10 protein-coding genes are annotated in these 16,051 nt (G+C 73.6%); 8 read left to right on the plus strand and 2 right to left on the minus strand.

Annotated features, from left to right (window positions below):
• The first annotated feature begins 2 nt into the window (after nt 1-2).
• From AB0E90_RS04820 to AB0E90_RS04845, 6 genes are all read left to right on the plus strand, one after another.
• Nucleotides 3-581, plus strand: coding sequence for a GNAT family N-acetyltransferase (locus AB0E90_RS04820; protein WP_360399164.1), 579 nt, complete (start codon nt 3-5; stop codon nt 579-581).
• Nucleotides 582-589: 8 nt separating this feature from the next.
• The gene (locus AB0E90_RS04825; RefSeq protein WP_360399167.1) at nt 590-1,366 is read left to right on the plus strand and encodes a carotenoid biosynthesis protein; all 777 of its coding nucleotides are present in this window, start codon (nt 590-592) and stop codon (nt 1,364-1,366) included.
• Nucleotides 1,363-2,472, plus strand: coding sequence for a glycosyltransferase family 2 protein (locus AB0E90_RS04830; RefSeq protein WP_360399170.1), 1,110 nt, complete (start codon nt 1,363-1,365; stop codon nt 2,470-2,472). The genes AB0E90_RS04825 and AB0E90_RS04830 overlap by 4 nt, the downstream gene beginning before the upstream one ends.
• A gap of 13 nt (nt 2,473-2,485) precedes the next feature.
• A complete protein-coding gene (crtI, locus tag AB0E90_RS04835) occupies nt 2,486-3,931 on the plus strand; it encodes a phytoene desaturase family protein (RefSeq protein ID WP_360399173.1) in 1,446 nt (481 codons plus the stop codon).
• 66 nt (nt 3,932-3,997) lie between these two features.
• Nucleotides 3,998-5,656: an ATP-binding cassette domain-containing protein gene (locus AB0E90_RS04840; protein ID WP_360399176.1), complete on the plus strand. Its 1,659-nt coding sequence runs from the start codon at nt 3,998-4,000 to the stop codon at nt 5,654-5,656.
• On the plus strand, nt 5,649-7,052 hold the full coding sequence (locus tag AB0E90_RS04845) for an aminotransferase class V-fold PLP-dependent enzyme (RefSeq protein WP_360399179.1): 1,404 nt from the start codon (nt 5,649-5,651) through the stop codon (nt 7,050-7,052). Before AB0E90_RS04840 ends, AB0E90_RS04845 begins: the two co-directional genes overlap by 8 nt.
• Here the strand turns inward: AB0E90_RS04845 and AB0E90_RS04850 are convergent, their stop codons facing one another.
• Nucleotides 7,053-8,777, minus strand: a complete 1,725-nt coding sequence (locus AB0E90_RS04850) for a hypothetical protein (RefSeq protein WP_360399182.1) — start codon at nt 8,775-8,777, stop codon at nt 7,053-7,055. It abuts the gene before it with no gap.
• A 382-nt stretch (nt 8,778-9,159) separates the two neighbouring features.
• Between AB0E90_RS04850 and AB0E90_RS04855 the strand changes: the two genes are divergently transcribed.
• Together AB0E90_RS04855 and AB0E90_RS04860 are read left to right on the plus strand one after the other, a co-directional pair.
• A complete protein-coding gene (locus tag AB0E90_RS04855; protein ID WP_360399185.1) occupies nt 9,160-14,286 on the plus strand; it encodes a HEAT repeat domain-containing protein in 5,127 nt (1,708 codons plus the stop codon).
• A gap of 9 nt (nt 14,287-14,295) precedes the next feature.
• Entirely contained in the window at nt 14,296-15,027 is a 732-nt protein-coding gene (locus AB0E90_RS04860) for a maleylpyruvate isomerase family mycothiol-dependent enzyme (protein ID WP_360399188.1), read from the plus strand.
• On the opposite strand, the gene AB0E90_RS04865 is transcribed toward AB0E90_RS04860, so the two are convergent.
• Nucleotides 15,024-15,947 (minus strand): LysR substrate-binding domain-containing protein, encoded by a 924-nt coding sequence (locus AB0E90_RS04865; RefSeq protein WP_360399191.1) that lies wholly within the window; start codon nt 15,945-15,947, stop codon nt 15,024-15,026. The genes AB0E90_RS04860 and AB0E90_RS04865 overlap by 4 nt on opposite strands.
• Nucleotides 15,948-16,051 lie beyond the last annotated feature (104 nt).

Raw genomic sequence — 16,051 nt, forward strand, 5'->3', positions numbered from 1 at the left:
GTATGAGGCTCGTTGCGTGGCAGCCGGACGATCTGCTCCGCCGCCTGGACGACGTCGTCGCCGTCTACGGCGAGGCGATGGGCTACCGCCAGGAGCTGCTGCAGACCCGGCGCGGCTACATCGGCGCCCACGTCCGCCGCTCCGGTTTCCGGGCCGTGGCCACGCTCACCACCGACGGCCGGCTCGCCGGTTTCGGCTACGGCTACGCCTCCGGCCCCGGCCAGTGGTGGCACGACCAGGTGCGTTCGGCCCTCGACGAGCCGTCCCGCGAGCACTGGCTGAGCGACTGCTTCGAGGTGGTCGAGCTGCACGTCCGCCCGGCCGCGCAGGGTCACGGCGTCGGCGCCCGCCAGCTGCGTGCGCTGCTGGCCATGGCCGACGGCAAGACGGTGCTGCTGTCCACGCCCGAGGCCGACGAGCAGAAGTCCCGGGCCTGGCGGCTGTATAGGCGGTTCGACTTCGTCGACGTGCTGCGCGACTTCCTGTTCCCCGGCGACGAGCGCGCATTCGCGATCCTGGGCCGGGAGCTGCCGCTGATGGAGCGGCCGGCCGAGGACGCGCCCGGCATCGTCGGCATCTGACTCCGGCGATGCGCACCCGCCTGCCGTGGGCGCTGCTGGCCGTCCTGGTTCTCGCCCAGATCTGTTACCCGCTGACCGGCGGAAACGCCAGGGCCGGCCTGACCGTCGCGACGGTCGTGCTCGGCTACGCCATGTCGGTGGCGCACGCGGCGCTGACTCGCGGCCTCCGCGCGGCCGGTGCGCTGATCGGGACGGCCACTGTGGGCGGTTTCGCGGTGGAGGCCATCGGCGTCGCCACCGGCTTCCCGTTCGGCACCTACGACTATTCCGGCGAACTCGGGCCGAAGCTCCTCGAAGTGCCGCTGATCATCCCGCTGGCCTGGACCTGGATGGCCTGGCCGGCCTGGATCGCCGCGACACATCTGACCAAACGCCCCCTCGCCCGGATCGGGCTGGCCGGTCTCGGGCTGGCCGCCTGGGACCTCTTCCTCGATCCGCAGATGGTCGCCGAGGGTTACTGGCGCTGGCACTCCCCCACCCCCGCGTTGCCCGGCGTGCCCGGCATCCCGATCGGCAATTATCTCGGCTGGCTGGGGTTCGCCCTGCTGCTGATGCTCGCCCTGTCCGCCGCCGGCGGCCGGAGCATCAAAACCCCCACCGAGGGTGACGCGCCGATCCTCACGCTCTGGTTCTGGACGTACGCTTCCTCCGTGCTCGCCCACGCGGTCTTCCTGGGCCTTCCCGCCTCCGCGGCCTGGGGCGCCGTCGTCATGGGCGCCGCCGTCCTCCCGGTCGCCGCCAAGATGATCAGGGCCAGGCCGGCCACGATCGAGGTACGGCCGTGATCTGGCTGATCCTGCTGCCCTGGCTGGCGCTGGCCGCCCACACCGCGACCAACGCGGCTCTGCTGCGCCGCCTCCCGAAAGCCGGCAAATCCGAAAAGCCGGTCACGGAGCGCGTTGCCGTCCTGCTGCCCCTGCGCAACGAGGCCGGCCGGGTCACGCCCTGCCTGGAGGCGCTGCTGGCCCAGCGCGGCGTCGCCGACCTGACCATCCACGTCCTCGACGACGGCTCGACCGACGGCACCGCCGACGTGGTCCGGGCGATCGCGGGCGACCAGGTCCAGCTGATCACCGGAACCGACCTGCCACCCGGCTGGCTCGGCAAACCGCACGCATGCCATCAACTCGCCGAAGCCACGAAAAATGCTGACATCTTGTCCTTCGTGGACGCCGACGTGGTCCTCGAACCGGACGCGATCGCCCGGGCCGCGACCCTCATGCGCGGGATCGGCGTGACGCTGCTGTCGCCGTACCCGCACATCACCGGAACCGGAAGTCGCCTGCTTCAGCCTCTCCTGCAGTGGTCCTGGCTGACGTTTCTCCCGCTCCGCGCGATGGAGCGCTCGCCGCGCCCATCGCTGGCGGCAGCCGGCGGCCAGTGGCTGATGGTCGACGCGGCGGGTTACCGCCAGGCCGGCGGGCACGCCGCCGTCCGCACCGAGGTCCTCGAGGACATCGCCCTGGCCCGGCAGATCAAGCGTTCCGGCGGTCGCATCGCGCTGGCCGACGCCTCCGGCGCCGCGACATGCCGCATGTACGACAACTGGCGAGATCTGACGAACGGCTACACCAAATCCCTCTGGGCGAGTTTCGGCTCGGCGACCGCGGCCAGCATCGTCGTGGTCCTTCTGCTTTGCCTGTACGCGCTTCCGGCCGCGGCCGCGCCGGTCTTGGCCGTCACCGGCTCAGGCGTTCTCGCGGCAGTAGCGTTGTGCGCCTACCTGCTGGGCGTAGCGGGCCGCGTCATCACCGCCACCGCCACCGGCACAAAGCCCGGGCCGGCCGCCCTCGCCCACCCGCTCTCGATCATCCTGTTCGCCGGGCTGATCGCCCGTTCGTTCCAGCTGCGCCGCACCGGCCGCCTGACCTGGCGAGGCCGCCGGCTATGAGAGTGAGGCCCGCATGAGCCGGGTGGTGGTTGTCGGCGCGGGCGTCGGCGGGCTGGCCGCCGCGATTCGGCTGGGCGCGGCGGGGCACGACGTCGAGGTGCACGAGCGCGCGGCGGCCGTCGGCGGAAAACTGGCCGTCTACGAGCGGGACGGCTTCCGCTTCGACACCGGGCCGAGCCTGCTCACGCTGCCGCAGGTGTTCGAGGATCTCGGGTTGCGCCTGCCCGAGCTGCAACCGCTCGACCCGGTGGTCCGGCACTTCTTCCCGGACGGTTCGGTCCTCGACTCGTCGTCGGAGCACGACGTCTTCCTGGATCGGATCGCCGACGCGTTCGGCGCCGGAGCGGCCGCCGACTGGGATCGGTTCTGGCGGCGGGCCGAGCGGATCTGGCGGGCCTCGTGGCGGTCGGTGCTGCGGCGCCCGGTCACGCCGGCCTCGCTGGCCGCGCTCTCCTGGCGGGTCGGCGACCTGGCCGCGATCGCGCCCGGCCGCACCCTGCGCGACCTGAGCTACCGCTATCTGCGCGACCCGCGCCTGCGCATGCTGCTGGACCGCTACGCGACCTACACCGGCGCCGACCCGCGCCGGGCCCCGGCCGCGCTGGCCGCGATCCCCTACGCCGAGCTGAACTTCGGCGGCTGGTACCTGCCCGGCGGCCTCGGCACGCTCGGCGCCGCGATGGCGGACCGCTGCGCCGCACTGGGCGTCCGCATCATCACCGGCTCGGCGGTGACCGCGATCGAGACCACCGGCGGCCGGGCCACCGGGGTGCGTCTCGGGAACAAGCTGGTCGACGCGGACATCGTGGTGTCCGATGTGGACGCGCTCACTCTCTATCGCGATCTGCTGCCCACCCCGGCCCGGCTGGCCCGGCTCACCGGGCGCAGCCTCGCCGGCTTCGTCCTGCTGCTGGCCGTCCGCGGACAGACGCCGGAACTGGCCCACCACAACGTCTTCTTCCCCAGCTATTACGACGCCGAGTTCACCGCGATCTTCGGTGCGCCGGGGCGCCGGGCCGCGCTGCCCGACGATCCGACGATCTTCATCACCCGGGCCGCCGACCCGGCGGTGCACCCGCCCGGCGCCGAGGCCTGGTTCGTGCTGGTCAACGCCCCGCGCCACGGCACTGCCTGGTCGGCGATCGACTGGCGGCGGCCGGGGCTGGCCGACGCGTACGCGAAGCATGTCCTTGATGTTCTGGCCCGTCGCGGTCTCGACGTGCGCGACCGGCTGATCTTCGCCGAGACCCGCACCCCGGCCGACCTGGCCGACGCCGCGGCCGCTCCGGGCGGCGCGATCTACGGCACCGCCGGCGGCCTGCTCCGCCCGCCCAACCGGGGCCCGGCCGACCACCTCTTCCTGGTCGGCGGCTCGGTGCATCCCGGCGGCGGCCTGCCGATGGTCACCCTCTCCGCGAAGATCGTGGCCGACGAGATCGGCACATATCCACCGGCTTGAGTTCGGTGAGTACGGTGGCGGCGTGCCTTTTCTGACGTGGCCACCGGCAGGTTGACAGTGTTCACCGTGGACGATCCGCGTGCCGCCCGCCGGCCCGGCCTGCCGATCGAGGCCATCGGGCTCGGCCAGGTGGTCCGCGGCGGCCGGCGTCTGCTCGACGACATCTCGCTCGCCGTGCGGCCGGGCGAGCTGGTCGCGATCATCGGGGCCAGCGGCGCCGGCAAGACCACCCTGCTGGAGACACTGGCCGGGGTGCGCCGGCCCGCGACCGGCACGGTCCGCCACGACGGCCGGCCGGCCCCCGACGCGGCGGTCGGCTACGTGCCGCAGGACGACATCATCCACCAGCAATTGCCGCTGGCCCGCACCCTGCGCTACGCGGCCCGCCTGCGCCTGCCGGCCGGCACATCGCCGGCCGAGGTGGACGCCCGGGTGGCCGAGGTGCTCGGCGTGCTCGGCCTGACCGGCCGCGCCGACACCCGGGTGAGCAGCCTGAGCGGCGGCGAGCGCAAGCGGGCCAGCATCGCGGTCGAGCTGCTCGCGCGGCCCCGCGCCCTGTTCCTCGACGAGCCGACCTCGGGGCTCGACCCGGCGACCGCGGCCGAGCTGCTGACGCTGCTGCGTGCGCTGGCCGACGGTGGCGTCCCGGTTGTGCTGACCACGCACAACCCGCCCGACGTCGACCGCTGCGACACCGTGGCGGTGCTCGCGCCGGGCGGCCGCCTGGTCTTCGCCGGCCCACCGGCGGAGGCGCCCGGCTACTTCGAGGCCCCCGATCTGGCCGGCGTCTACGGCCGGTTGGCGGACGCGCCGGCGTGGCCGAGATCCACAACGGATGCCCCGCCGGGCGAGCCGGCAGCCGGTCCGGCCGGCAAGGCGCCCGGGGCGCTCCGCCAAACCGCCCTGCTGACCAGGCGCAACGTCGACATCCTGGGTGCCAACCGGCTCACCCTGGCGATCCTGATCGGCTCCCCGCTGGTGATCCTGGCGATGTTCCTGATGCTGTTCCGGGCGGGCGCGTTCGATCCGGCGCACCCCGATCCGGCCACCACCGTGATGATCCTGTTCTGGATCGCGTTCGGTGTCTTCTTCTTCGGCCTCACCTACGGCCTGCTCCAGATCTGCTCGGAGCTGCCGATCCTGCGCCGCGAGGTCTTCGCCGGCCTGCGCCTCGGCCCCTACCTGGCGGCCAAGGTTGCCATGCTGCTGCCCCCGCTGGCCGCCGTCGACCTGCTCCTGCTGGCCGTGCTCCGGGCCCTCGACCGCCTCCCGTCCCTGCCGGCCCGGGAGTTCGCCGCGATCTACCTGACCGCCCTGCTCGCCTCGGCCTGCGCCCTCGCGCTCGGACTGCTCTGCTCGGCGAGCGTCTCCGACGTGGCCCAGGCCAGCCTGCTGCTGCCGATGCTGTGCTTCCCGCAGGTGCTGTTCGTCGGCGCGATCCTGCCGGTCCCGGTGATGGCCCCGGTCGGCCGCGCGCTCAGCTACGCGATGTCCAACCGCTGGTCGTTCGAGGCGCTCGGCCACTCGGCCGGCCTCGAGACACTGTGGCGGGACGGCGGTTCCCCGCTCGGGCCGCCGCTGCTCGCCACCTACGGCGATTCGTTCGCCCGCGAGCCGTGGCCGAACTGGCTGATCCTCGGCGGCATGACGCTGCTCTTCCTGGCCGGCGCGGTGCTGGTGCTGCGCCGGCGCTGCGGGCCGAGCCGTGGGCCTCGCCGTGGCTGAGCCCACCTTCCTCGAGCGCTACCCCGGTTACGCCGGCACGGCACGGCTCGACGAACTGCGGGCCACCGAGTATTCCCACATCGACCACGTCTATCTGGACTACACCGGCGCCGGGGTCTACGCGCAGGCCCAGTTGCGCGCCCACCACGAGCGGCTCCAGTCGCGAGTGTTCGGCAACCCGCACTCGGAGAACCCGGCCTCGGTCGCCTCCACCGAGCTGGTCGACTCGGCCCGGCGCGCGGTCCTGCGCTTCCTGAACGCGTCGCCCGACGAGTACGCGGTGATCTTCACGCCGAACGCGTCCGGGGCGTGCCGGCTGGTCGGCGAGGCCTACCCGTTCGGCCGGGGCCGTGACCTGGTGATGACGTTCGACAACCACAACTCGGTCAACGGCATCCGCGAGTTCGCCCGCCGGGCCGGCGGGCGCCGCCGTTACGTCCCGCTGGTGCCGCCCGAGCTCCGGATCACCGGCGAGAGCGTCGGCAAGGCGCTGCGTCGCGGAAAGGGCCTGTTCGCCTTCCCGGCGCAGAGCAACTTCACCGGCGTCCAGCACCCGTTCGAGTGGGTGGGTGAGGCTCAGGCACAGGGCTACGACGTGCTGCTCGACGTGGCCGCCTACCTGCCGGCCAACCCGCTCGACCTGAGCCGCGTCAAACCGGACTTCGTCCCGATCAGCTGGTACAAGGTGCTCGGCTACCCGACCGGCGTCGGGTGCCTGGTCGCCCGCCGCGACGCCCTAACCCGGCTGCGCCGCCCGTGGTTCGCCGGCGGCACGATCGCCGCGGTCAGCGTCGGCACCGAATGGCATCAGCTGGCCCCGGACGAGACCGCGTTCGAGGACGGCACCCTCAACTTCCTGCACATCCCGGACGTCGAGTTCGGTCTGTCCTGGCTGGACCGGGTCGGCCCGGAGGTCATCCGCGAGCGGGTCCGCGCGCTCACCGGCTGGCTGCTGGAGCGGCTCGTCCTGCTGCGGCACGCGAACGGCGGGCCGATGTGCCGGATCTACGGCCCGGCCGATCTGACCGGCCGCGGCGGCACGGTCGCCTTCAACCTGCTCGACCCGGACGGCCGGGTGGTCGACGAGCGGCTGGTCGCCGCGGAGGCCGCCGCCGAGGGCCTGTCGCTGCGCACCGGCTGCTTCTGCAATCCGGGCGCCGGCGAGGGCGCGTTCGACATCGGCCGCCGCCGGCTGCGCGGCTCGTCCCGCTGGGGCGTCCGCACGATCGACGATTACCTCACCATGATCGGCCTGCCCACCGGCGGCGCGGTCCGGGTCTCGTTCGGGATCGCCTCGACGTTCGGCGACGTGCAGCGCCTGCTGGATTTCCTGGCGAGCACCTATCGCGACCGCCGCTGCGACGCGGCCGGCCTGGAGCCACGCCTGCGCTGCTGACTAGGCCGGAGCGTGGGCGGCCAGGAACGCCTTGGCCAGCGCCGAGGCCAGGTCGGCCGGGTTCTTGGCGGCGATCGCCTTGCCGTCGGTCGCCTTCGCGATGTCGGTCAGCGTGGCCATGTCGGCGTCCGGCCCGAACCCGACCCCGATCACCGGCACCGGCCGCTGCGGGTCGCTCTCCTTCGCCAGCCGGGTCAGGAACGTCTTCTTCGGCATCGCGAACTTCGACTCGGCGTCGGTGCCGTCGCTCAGCACGATGATCAGGGTGATCGCCTGCGGCTTGACCCGGGATTTCATCGCTGCCCGGGCGTCCAGGACGGTCTGGAACAGCGGCGTGCCGGCCTGGTTGGGCGCGGTGTAGCCGGTGATGGCCGCGGCCAGGGCGTCCCGCCGGGTGGTCGTCCCGATCTTCGCGGTGATCGGCCCGAACGGCACCACGTCGGTGTGCGCCGGGCTCTGCGGTGTCGGCGTGTTGAAGGTCCACAGGCCGATGCTGGTCTCGTCGCCGAACAGCTGGGCGGCGGCCAGCCCGGACTGCCGCAGCAGGCCGGCCTTGGTGGTCGCCTTGCCGGTCTTGTCGGTGGCCGGCTTGTTCATCGAGCCGGACGAGTCGATCAGCAGCAGCACCTGGAACTCGAGCGTGCGGTACTGCGCCCACTGCAGCGCCGGGTCGATGACCTGGTCGTACCGCTCCGGGACCTCGATGGCGCGCGGCATCGAGTACGTCCGGAAACCCGCGTCGGTGAGCGCCGGCACGCTGATCGCCGCCCGCAGCCGCTCGGCCAGCTCGGGGTGCTTCGTCGTGGTGGAGACCGCGAACGGATAGTCCGCCTCGATCAGCCCGTCGGACGGGTAGGAGCCCTTGAGCGCGACCGGGTTTCCGCCGCGCTGGTACATGGTGAGCTGCTGCTCGGTGATCGGGAAGACACCCACGTCGTTCGCCGCGGCGATCGGGTCGGTCTGCCCGGCGACCCGGCGCAGCAGGGCGGCCGGGTCGGCCGAGGCGTCCTTGAGCCGGCTGCGCAAGGTCAGCGCGCGCAACTGGGCGATGCCGGCGTCGGGGGTGCTGTGCACCATGGCCGCCTGGATGGCATAGACGGCGAGCATGCCGACGCTCGAGTGCAGCGGGTCGGGCATGGTGACGGCCGGGATCTGATGCCCGGCAAGACCGGTCATCAGCTGCATCCAGGTGGTCTGGTCACCCTTGGCGAACTTCGCGGCGACGGGGGCCGGCGCGGCCAGGACGATCGGGCTGCGGGCGATCGGCTCGGCCTCCGTCCGGTACGCGTTGACCAGGGCGATGCGCAGCCACACCCGGCTCGACGGGATCCACACGTCGGGCTGTTCGGGCGCGATCGCGGTGACGGCCGGCTCCTGCGCGGTGACCGAGATCGGCCCGCACCCGCCGCCGGAACTGATGCTCTGCGCCGCCTCGCGCACCACCGGCGCGATCTCCGGGGCGGCGACGACGTGCAGCAGCGTGTCGGCGCACGGCCCGGTCGCGGCGGCCCGCTCCCCGGTGCCGGCCGGCCGCTGCGAATAGAGCCACCAGGTGGTGCCGCCGGCCACCACGATCAGGGTCACCACGATCATCGCGGCGAGCAGCGCCCGGGTCGTGAGGCTGGCCTGCTCCCCGAGATCGGAATCGTGCGCGGGCGATGGGTCCGCCGACACGTGGTGGCCCGGCACGGGCGGCCATTGCTCACGCCACTGTGGATCCGACATGACACCGCCCTTCAAGATCTGCGCCCGCTGATTACAGGTGGTCGATTTCGAACGAGGCCGAATAGTAGCCACGAACTCACGTCCGGCAACAGAGAAACTTGCATATGGCCGTTCGCATCACACGAAGTACCAGGTGGTGGAGGTTGGATCGCGTAATTCGGCTCGTCCGTCGACCGAATTCGGCCACTCTATTGATCGATACGGAGAGTATTTGTCATCGACAGTTACTCACCGTCGCAAAAGGACACGGAATGACGACGGAGGTCGAGAAGTTCGTGGCCCGTACGATCAAGATCGGAATATCGCGAATGCGCGCGGTAGCGCCGGCCGTTCCCGCCCGCGACGGAGCGCACATAGCCCGATGTCGGTATCGTGCCCAGTCGTGACCCGCCCCGTCCTCATCGCCCACGCCGCCGGCGACGAGGAGCACGCGGCGCGGCTGGCCGCCCCGATCGCCGCGGCCGGTTACCGGGTGGTCCACGGCGGCACGGTGCTGGTCGGCGAGAGCGCCGTCGAGGAGGTCAGCCGGGCCCTCGGGGCGGGCGCCCCGGTGGTGCTGTGCGGCACGATCCGCGCGATGGGCACCGGCTGGGCGCATCGCACGGTGCACGCGGCCCGGGCGCTGGACCCGCAGATCCGCATCTACGGCGTGGCCGTCGAGCAGGAGGTCTACCTCCAGCCGCTCACCCTGGACGGCGTCATCGCGGAGTACTGGCGGGACCCGGTCCGGGCCATCGAGGCGGTGATCACCGCCCTGCGGCAGCACTACCCGACCGCCCCGGCCGCTCTGCCGGCCGGTCGCAGCGCGGCCGCCGAACAGCGGTTCCGCGACCTGCTGCTGCGCAGCTGCGACATCATCGACCTGGCCAACCTGCCGGCCGACCGCCGGCTGGCCACTCAGGAGCTGATGCTGCGCAACCTGTTCCTGCCGCTGACCGTGCGGGTGGAGAGCGAGGCCGGCCCCGACCCGGAGCGGATCCTCGAGGCGATCGAGCAGCGCCGGGTCACCGGCGGCCGGGCGACCTCGGCGACACCCGATCCCGGCGAGCTCGAACCGCCGGGCGCCCGGCTGGCGGCCGGCCGGCGGCTGGTGGTGCTGGGCGATCCGGGCTCCGGCAAGACCACGCTGCTGCGCTGGATGGCCACCGCGTACCTGCTGCGCCTGCGGGCCGATGCCGCCTGGGCCGAGCTGCCGGGTGTCGAGACCCTGCCGGACGAGGACTGGCTGCCGGTGCTCGTGCGCTGCCGTGATCTCGGGCCGGCCCAGGTGGACGGCACGCTGGACGAGGTCCTGGGGCACGTGCTGCGCCGGGCCGAGCTGACCCCGGCCGAGATCGAGGCGATGCGCGCCGAGCTCGACGAGCGGCTCGAGGCCGGCACCGCCTTGCTGCTGATCGACGGCCTCGACGAGATCGGCGACCCGCGGGCCCGGGCCCGCTTCGCCGAGCTGCTGGAACGCGTGCACATCTCGCGCCCGCGGGTGCCGATCGTGGTCACCAGCCGGATCGTCGGCTACCGCGAGATGGGCCGGCGGCTCGGCCGCGGCTTCGAGCACGTGACCATCGCCGACCTGGACGCCCCGGCCAAGGACGATTTCGTGCGCCGCTGGTGCGCGATCACCGAGCCGCCGGACCGCCGGCAGAGCACGGCCGAGGTGCTGATCGCCGACATCCACGGCACCGACCGGATCGAGCGGCTCACCGGCAACCCGATGCTGCTGACCACCCTGGCGCTGGTGAAGCGCAGCATCGGGCGGCTGCCCGACCACCGCGCCGACCTGTACGCCGCGGCGGTGCAGGTGCTGCTGACCTGGCGGCCCGAGGTGGACGAGCCGGTCAGCCCGCGCGAGGCCGAGCCGCAGCTGCAATATCTCGCCTACGCGATGTCCGACCGCGGCGTGCAGCAACTGACCGAGGACGAGGCGCTCGACCTGCTGGAGCGGATGCGCGCCGAATATCCGCAGCTGCGGGCGATCCAGCGGCACGACCCGGCGGACTTCCTGCGCCTGCTCGAGCGGCGGACCGGCATCCTGGTCGAGACCGGTCACGTCCGCCGGTCGGGCCGGCTGACCCCGCTCGTCGAGTTCCGCCACCTCACCTTCCAGGAATACCTGACCGCGCAGGCCATGGTGGAGGGGCACTTCCCCGGCCGGGCGGCGGAGGACCCGGCCACCGAGGATCTGGCCGCCCACGCCGGCCGGCTGACCGCCCGGGTGGACACCGGTGACCAGGCCGCAGACACCTGGCAGGAGACCATCCGGCTGTGCGTGACCATGTGCCACGGCGACCACGTGGACGCGCTGCTGGCGGCGGTGCTCGAGCGCAACCCGGTGCTGGCCGCCCGCTGCCTGCTCGACGAGCCGGACGCCGGCGCCGACGTGATCGCCGGCATCCTCCGGGCGCTGGCCACCACCCTGCCCGCCGACCCGGCCGCGGCCGGCGTGACCTACGCGCTGGCCGACACCGCGTGGGCCGACGACCTGGTCGGCCACCTGGTCCGCGAGCTGCGGTCGCGCGGTCCCGGCGCGGTTCCCACGCTGGGCGGCCTGATCGGCGAGGTGCTGGTGGAGCGGCGGGCGTTCCGGGGCGAGGAACCCACGGCCGAGTCGTTCCTCGCCGACCTGGCCGCCGACGACGACCGGGCGGTGACCGCGGCGCTGGCCTTCGAGGCCGCCGAGCTGCCGAACGACGGGCCGGGCAGCGAGCCGGTGCAGGCCCTGCTCGACCTGCTGGAGCGGCCCGATCCGCTCGCGGCCGGCGCGGCGGCCTGGACCCTGCTGCGGATCCAGCTGCCGTTCGACGACTGCTGGTGGCGCGACGGCGACCTGCATCGCATGATCGCCGTCGCCGACGGCAGCGACATCTCGACGAGACTGTCGCTGATCGAGGTGGTCGGGCCGCGCCGCTGGCCGGGTGCGGTCCCGGCGCTGACCGAGGCGGCCGGTGACGCCGACCCGGCCAACCAGATCAAGGCGCTGCTGCTGCTCGGCCGCTCCGGCTCGGAATCCGCGCTGCCGGCCCTGATCCGGGCGGTGGGCAGCGACGTCCCGGCGGTCCGGGTGGCGGCCGTGGCCGGGCTGGGCTGGCTGCGCAGCTCCGCGGCGGCGCCGGTGCTGCTGCCCCGGTTGTCCGACCGGGACCCGGAGGTGCGCGCCGCGGCCGCCGAGGCGCTCGGCGAGCTCGGTGAGAGCCCGGCGACCGGTCCGCTGATCGCCGCGCTGGACGACCCGCAGAAACGGGTCCGCTACCGCGTCGCCCAGGCCCTCGGCAAGATCGGGGACAGCGCCGCGGTCGCGCCCCTGCTCGCCGCCCTGGCCCGGCGGCCCGAGGGCGAGCTGCGCTGGTACCTGATCGACGCGCTGGCCGAGCTCGGCGACGGCCGGCCGGTCCCGGAGCTGATGTCGGCCGTCGAGGCGATGGGCGACAGCGCGTTCTGGCCGATCTTCGCGCTCGGCACGCTGGGCGACCGCCGCGCCCGCGACGTGGTCCGCCGGCACCTGAGCGGCGAACGGCCGACGTCGTGGGCGGTCCGGGTGCTGGGTGAGCTCGGCGGCGCCGACCCGGCCGACCGGTCGGTGATCGAGGAGGCGGCCGCCTCGTCCGATCCGGACCTGCGCGAGAAGGCGGCGGACGCGCTGCATGCCCTCGGCGACGACGCGGCCCTGGACCGCCTGCTCGGCCTGGTCGCCGACCCGGTGGACGAGGTGCGCGCGCAGACCGCCCGGGTGCTCGACATCTTCGCGACGACCCGGGCCGCGACCGCGCTGGTCGCGCTGGCCGGGGACGAGAGCGGGAAGGTCCGCGCCCGGGCGATCGCCTCGCTGGGCGCCATTCGGCTGGACTCCGAGTTCGCCGCGATCGCCGTCTCGGTCGCCGACCCCGCCCCGGACGTGCGCCGGGCCGCCGTGGTGGCGCTGGGCAACTACGGCGACGACCGGGCGCGGGAGCTGCTGCTGGCCGCCGCCTCCGCCGACGAGACCGCGGCGATGCGGTCCGCGGCCGCGACCGCGCTCGGGCAGGCCCACGGCGAGCCCGTCCGGGCCCGGCTGCTGCGGATGGCCGCGGACTACGACCCGGACGTCCGGGCGCGCGCCCTCGAGTCGTTCGGGGCGGCCGGGGCCACCGGCGCGCGGGCGGTGCTGACCGCCCGACTGGACGACCCGGACGCGACGGTGCGGGCCCGCGCCGCGACCGGCCTCGGGCTGCTGCTCGACGACGCGGCGATCGGACCGCTGACCGGGCTGCTCGCCGACCCCCAGCCGGCCGTCCGCAGCGCCGCCGCCGAGGCCCTCGGCAGCCTCGACTCCGGCCGGGCCGCCGAGGTCCTGATCGCCCGCGCCGCCGACCCCGCGCCCGAGGTCCGCCGGGAGATCGCCGTCGCCCTCGACCACGGCGGGCAGCCGGCCGCGCGACCGGCGCTGCGCGCGTTCCTGAGCGACTCGCACCCGCAGGTCCGGGCGGCCGCGGCCGAGGCGATGGCGGTGCTCGGCCCGGCCGACCGCCTCGAGGCCCTGCTCCCGATGCTGGCCGATCCGCACCCCGACGTGCGGCGCGGCGCGATCTGGGCGCTGGACGAGGACTGCGCCGCCGCGGAGCTGCTGCCACTGCTCGACGACCCGCACAAGGACGTGCAGACGGCGGCGGTGTGGACGCTCGGCCTGATCGGCGACCGGGCCGCCGCGCCACGGCTGCGTGCCCTGCTGAGCGAGATCGACGGCGATCAGCGCGCCATCACCATCGAGGCGCTGTCCCGCCTGGACGGCCCGGAGGCGCTGCCGCTGCTGGCGGCGGCGCTCGACGATCCGTACCCGGCGGTGCGGTTCACCGCGATCGCGGAGATCCGGCACGCCCGCGACGTGGCCTGGGCGTCGCGGCTGCGGGTGGCGCTGGCCGACGCCGAGAGCACGGTGCGCGCCGAGGCCGCCCGGTCCCTTGCCGACCTGGGCGATCTCGACGCCGTCGGACCGCTGATCCAGATGCTGCGCGGCGATCCGGCGCCGCGGGTGCGCAGCCATGCCGCGGGCGCGCTCTACCGGCTGGGTGCGCCGCCGGCCCGCTCCGCCCTCGCCGCGGCCACCACCGACGTGCACCCCGACGTCCGCCAGGTCGCGGCCCTCGGCCTGGCCGCGCTCGGCGACCGGGGCCCGCTCGACGCGCTGCGGGAACGGATGGCGGAGAGCAACGCGGCCGGGCGGCGGTCGCTGATCGGCGCGCTGGCCGCGGCCGGTGATCCCGCTGCCCGGCGGCTGGTGCGGATCGGGCTGGTCTCGCCGTCGTGGCGGGTACGGCAGCTCTGGGCCACCGCGTTCACCAGCGCCCGGCCCGACCAGTTCGAGCGCGATCTGCTCACCGAGCACCGGTCGGGCGGCCAGTCCGAACTGGACCCGGCCCGGGTGATCGACCGGCGCCGGATCGAGCGGATGGCCCGGGTGCTGTGGCGCACCCCGGCCGAGATCCGGGCGGCGTACGTCCAGCTCTCGGGGCAGATTCCACTACGGGTGGACGACTAGGGTCGGGGCATGGAATGGCTGCCCGCCGAACGCTATGCCGCCGAGATGATCGCCGAGACCGACCGGCTCGGCGCGGCCGTCACCAGCCGCCCGGCCGACGCGATCGTGCCCGACTGTCCCGAGTGGACGACCCGTGACCTGGTCACCCACGTCGGCACCGGGCACCGGTTCGCCGCCGGCGCCATCGAGCAGCGCTGCGACCGCCGGCCCGACTACGTGCGCATCGAGGCGCCCGGCGACCAGGGCGAGTGGGCCGGCTGGCTGGCGGCCGGGGCGCGGCGGCTCAATGCCGCGGTCGACGACTTCGGTTTCGGCGCCGAGCTCTGGACGTGGCGTCCGCAGCATCAGACGGCCGGCTTCTGGCAGCGCCGCATGCTGCACGACCTGATCATCCATCGCCTCGACGGGGAGGGCGGCGAGGCCGGCGCCGCAAGCGCCGATCTCGCACCCGAGGTGGCCGCGGACGGCATCGCTGACCTCCTGCTCACCTTCGAGATGTTCCCGCAACTGACCGGCGCCGGCGAGACACTGCGACTCAGCGCCACCGACACCGGGGACAGCTGGCAGGTCACGCTGACCCCGGACGGGCTGCGCTGGCAGCCGGGCGGAGAGAAGGCCGACGTCACGGTCGCGGCCCCGGTCGCCGAGCTGCTGCTCATCCTCAACCGGCGGCGCGCGGCCACCGACGTCGAGGGCGACACCGCGCTCTTCGAGCGCTTCCGGGAAGGCGCGCGCTTCTAGAGCGGGCGTACGCCGGAGGGCAGTTCCTCGGTGGCCACGTGTGCCAGCAACGTCGTACGCAAAGCCTCGGCGGCATGGGGAAGCACGGACCGTTTGCGATGCGCCAGAGCTATCGTCCGGCGCATGCCGGGCGGCGCCAGCGGCGTCGACCGCAGCAGCGGCCGGTTGGCCAGCACCATGCTCGGCACCAGCGCCACCCCCAGCCCGGCCTCGACGAAGGCGAGCACCGCGTCCATCTCGCCGCCCTCGACCGCGAACTTCGGCGTGAAGCCGGCCTGGCGGCAGGCCTCGAGGGTGACGCCGCGGATGTCGTAGCCGGCCCGGAACATGACCAGCGGGATGTGCTCGAGCTCGGAGAGAGCGATCTGACCGTGCGTGGTGGGCGGCAGCCGGTCGAAGGCGGACGCGACGACCAGGCTCTCGCGCAGCACCGGCGTGGTGGTCAGGGCCGGGTCGACGCCCTGGTCGGGCTGCACGATGAGGGCCAGGTCGAGGGTGTGCGCAAGCAGGTTCTCGATGAGGTCCTGGGAACTGCCCTCGATGACGTACAGCTGGATGTCGGGATTTTCGCCGCGGAAGGTGCGCAGCACCTCGGGGACCAGCGACGAGCAGAGGCTGGGGGTGGCGCCGAGGCGCACGTCGCCGCGGCGCAGGCCGACGATGTCCTGCACCGCCTCGCGCGCGGCGTCGGCGTCGGCGACCATCCGCTGCGCCATCGGCAGCAGCGTCTCGCCGGCGACGGTCAGGGCGACGGCGCCGCGGATGCGTTCGAAGAGCGGCGCGCCGAGGCTCTGTTCCAGCGTGTGAATCTGCTTACTCAAGGTCGGCTGGGAGACGTTCAGAAGGTCCGCCGCTTGGGTGAAATGTCGTGTTTCTACCACTGCTAGGAAGTATCGGAGCTGCTGCAACTGCACGTGCATAGCCTATCGCTATGGTCAGTGAGCCGATCATGCATTGGACGAATGAGCCAGAGGCTTTCTACCGTCAACAGTTGTGGCGGTAGACACGAGAACTCCGAAGGTGG

Origin of the sequence: Actinoplanes sp. NPDC026619 (assembly GCF_040638295.1) — a bacterium.
Lineage (GTDB): Bacteria > Actinomycetota > Actinomycetes > Mycobacteriales > Micromonosporaceae > Actinoplanes.

Coding starts and splice junctions, on each gene's coding strand:
- crtI (WP_360399173.1), top strand. CDS start 2,486: ATGAGCCGGGTGGTGGTTGTCGGCGCGGGCGTCGGCGGGCTGGCCGCC.
- AB0E90_RS04850 (WP_360399182.1), bottom strand. CDS start 8,777: ATGTCGGATCCACAGTGGCGTGAGCAATGGCCGCCCGTGCCGGGCCAC.
- AB0E90_RS04865 (WP_360399191.1), bottom strand. CDS start 15,947: ATGCACGTGCAGTTGCAGCAGCTCCGATACTTCCTAGCAGTGGTAGAA.
- AB0E90_RS04820 (WP_360399164.1), top strand. CDS start 3: ATGAGGCTCGTTGCGTGGCAGCCGGACGATCTGCTCCGCCGCCTGGAC.
- AB0E90_RS04860 (WP_360399188.1), top strand. CDS start 14,296: ATGGAATGGCTGCCCGCCGAACGCTATGCCGCCGAGATGATCGCCGAG.
- AB0E90_RS04825 (WP_360399167.1), top strand. CDS start 590: ATGCGCACCCGCCTGCCGTGGGCGCTGCTGGCCGTCCTGGTTCTCGCC.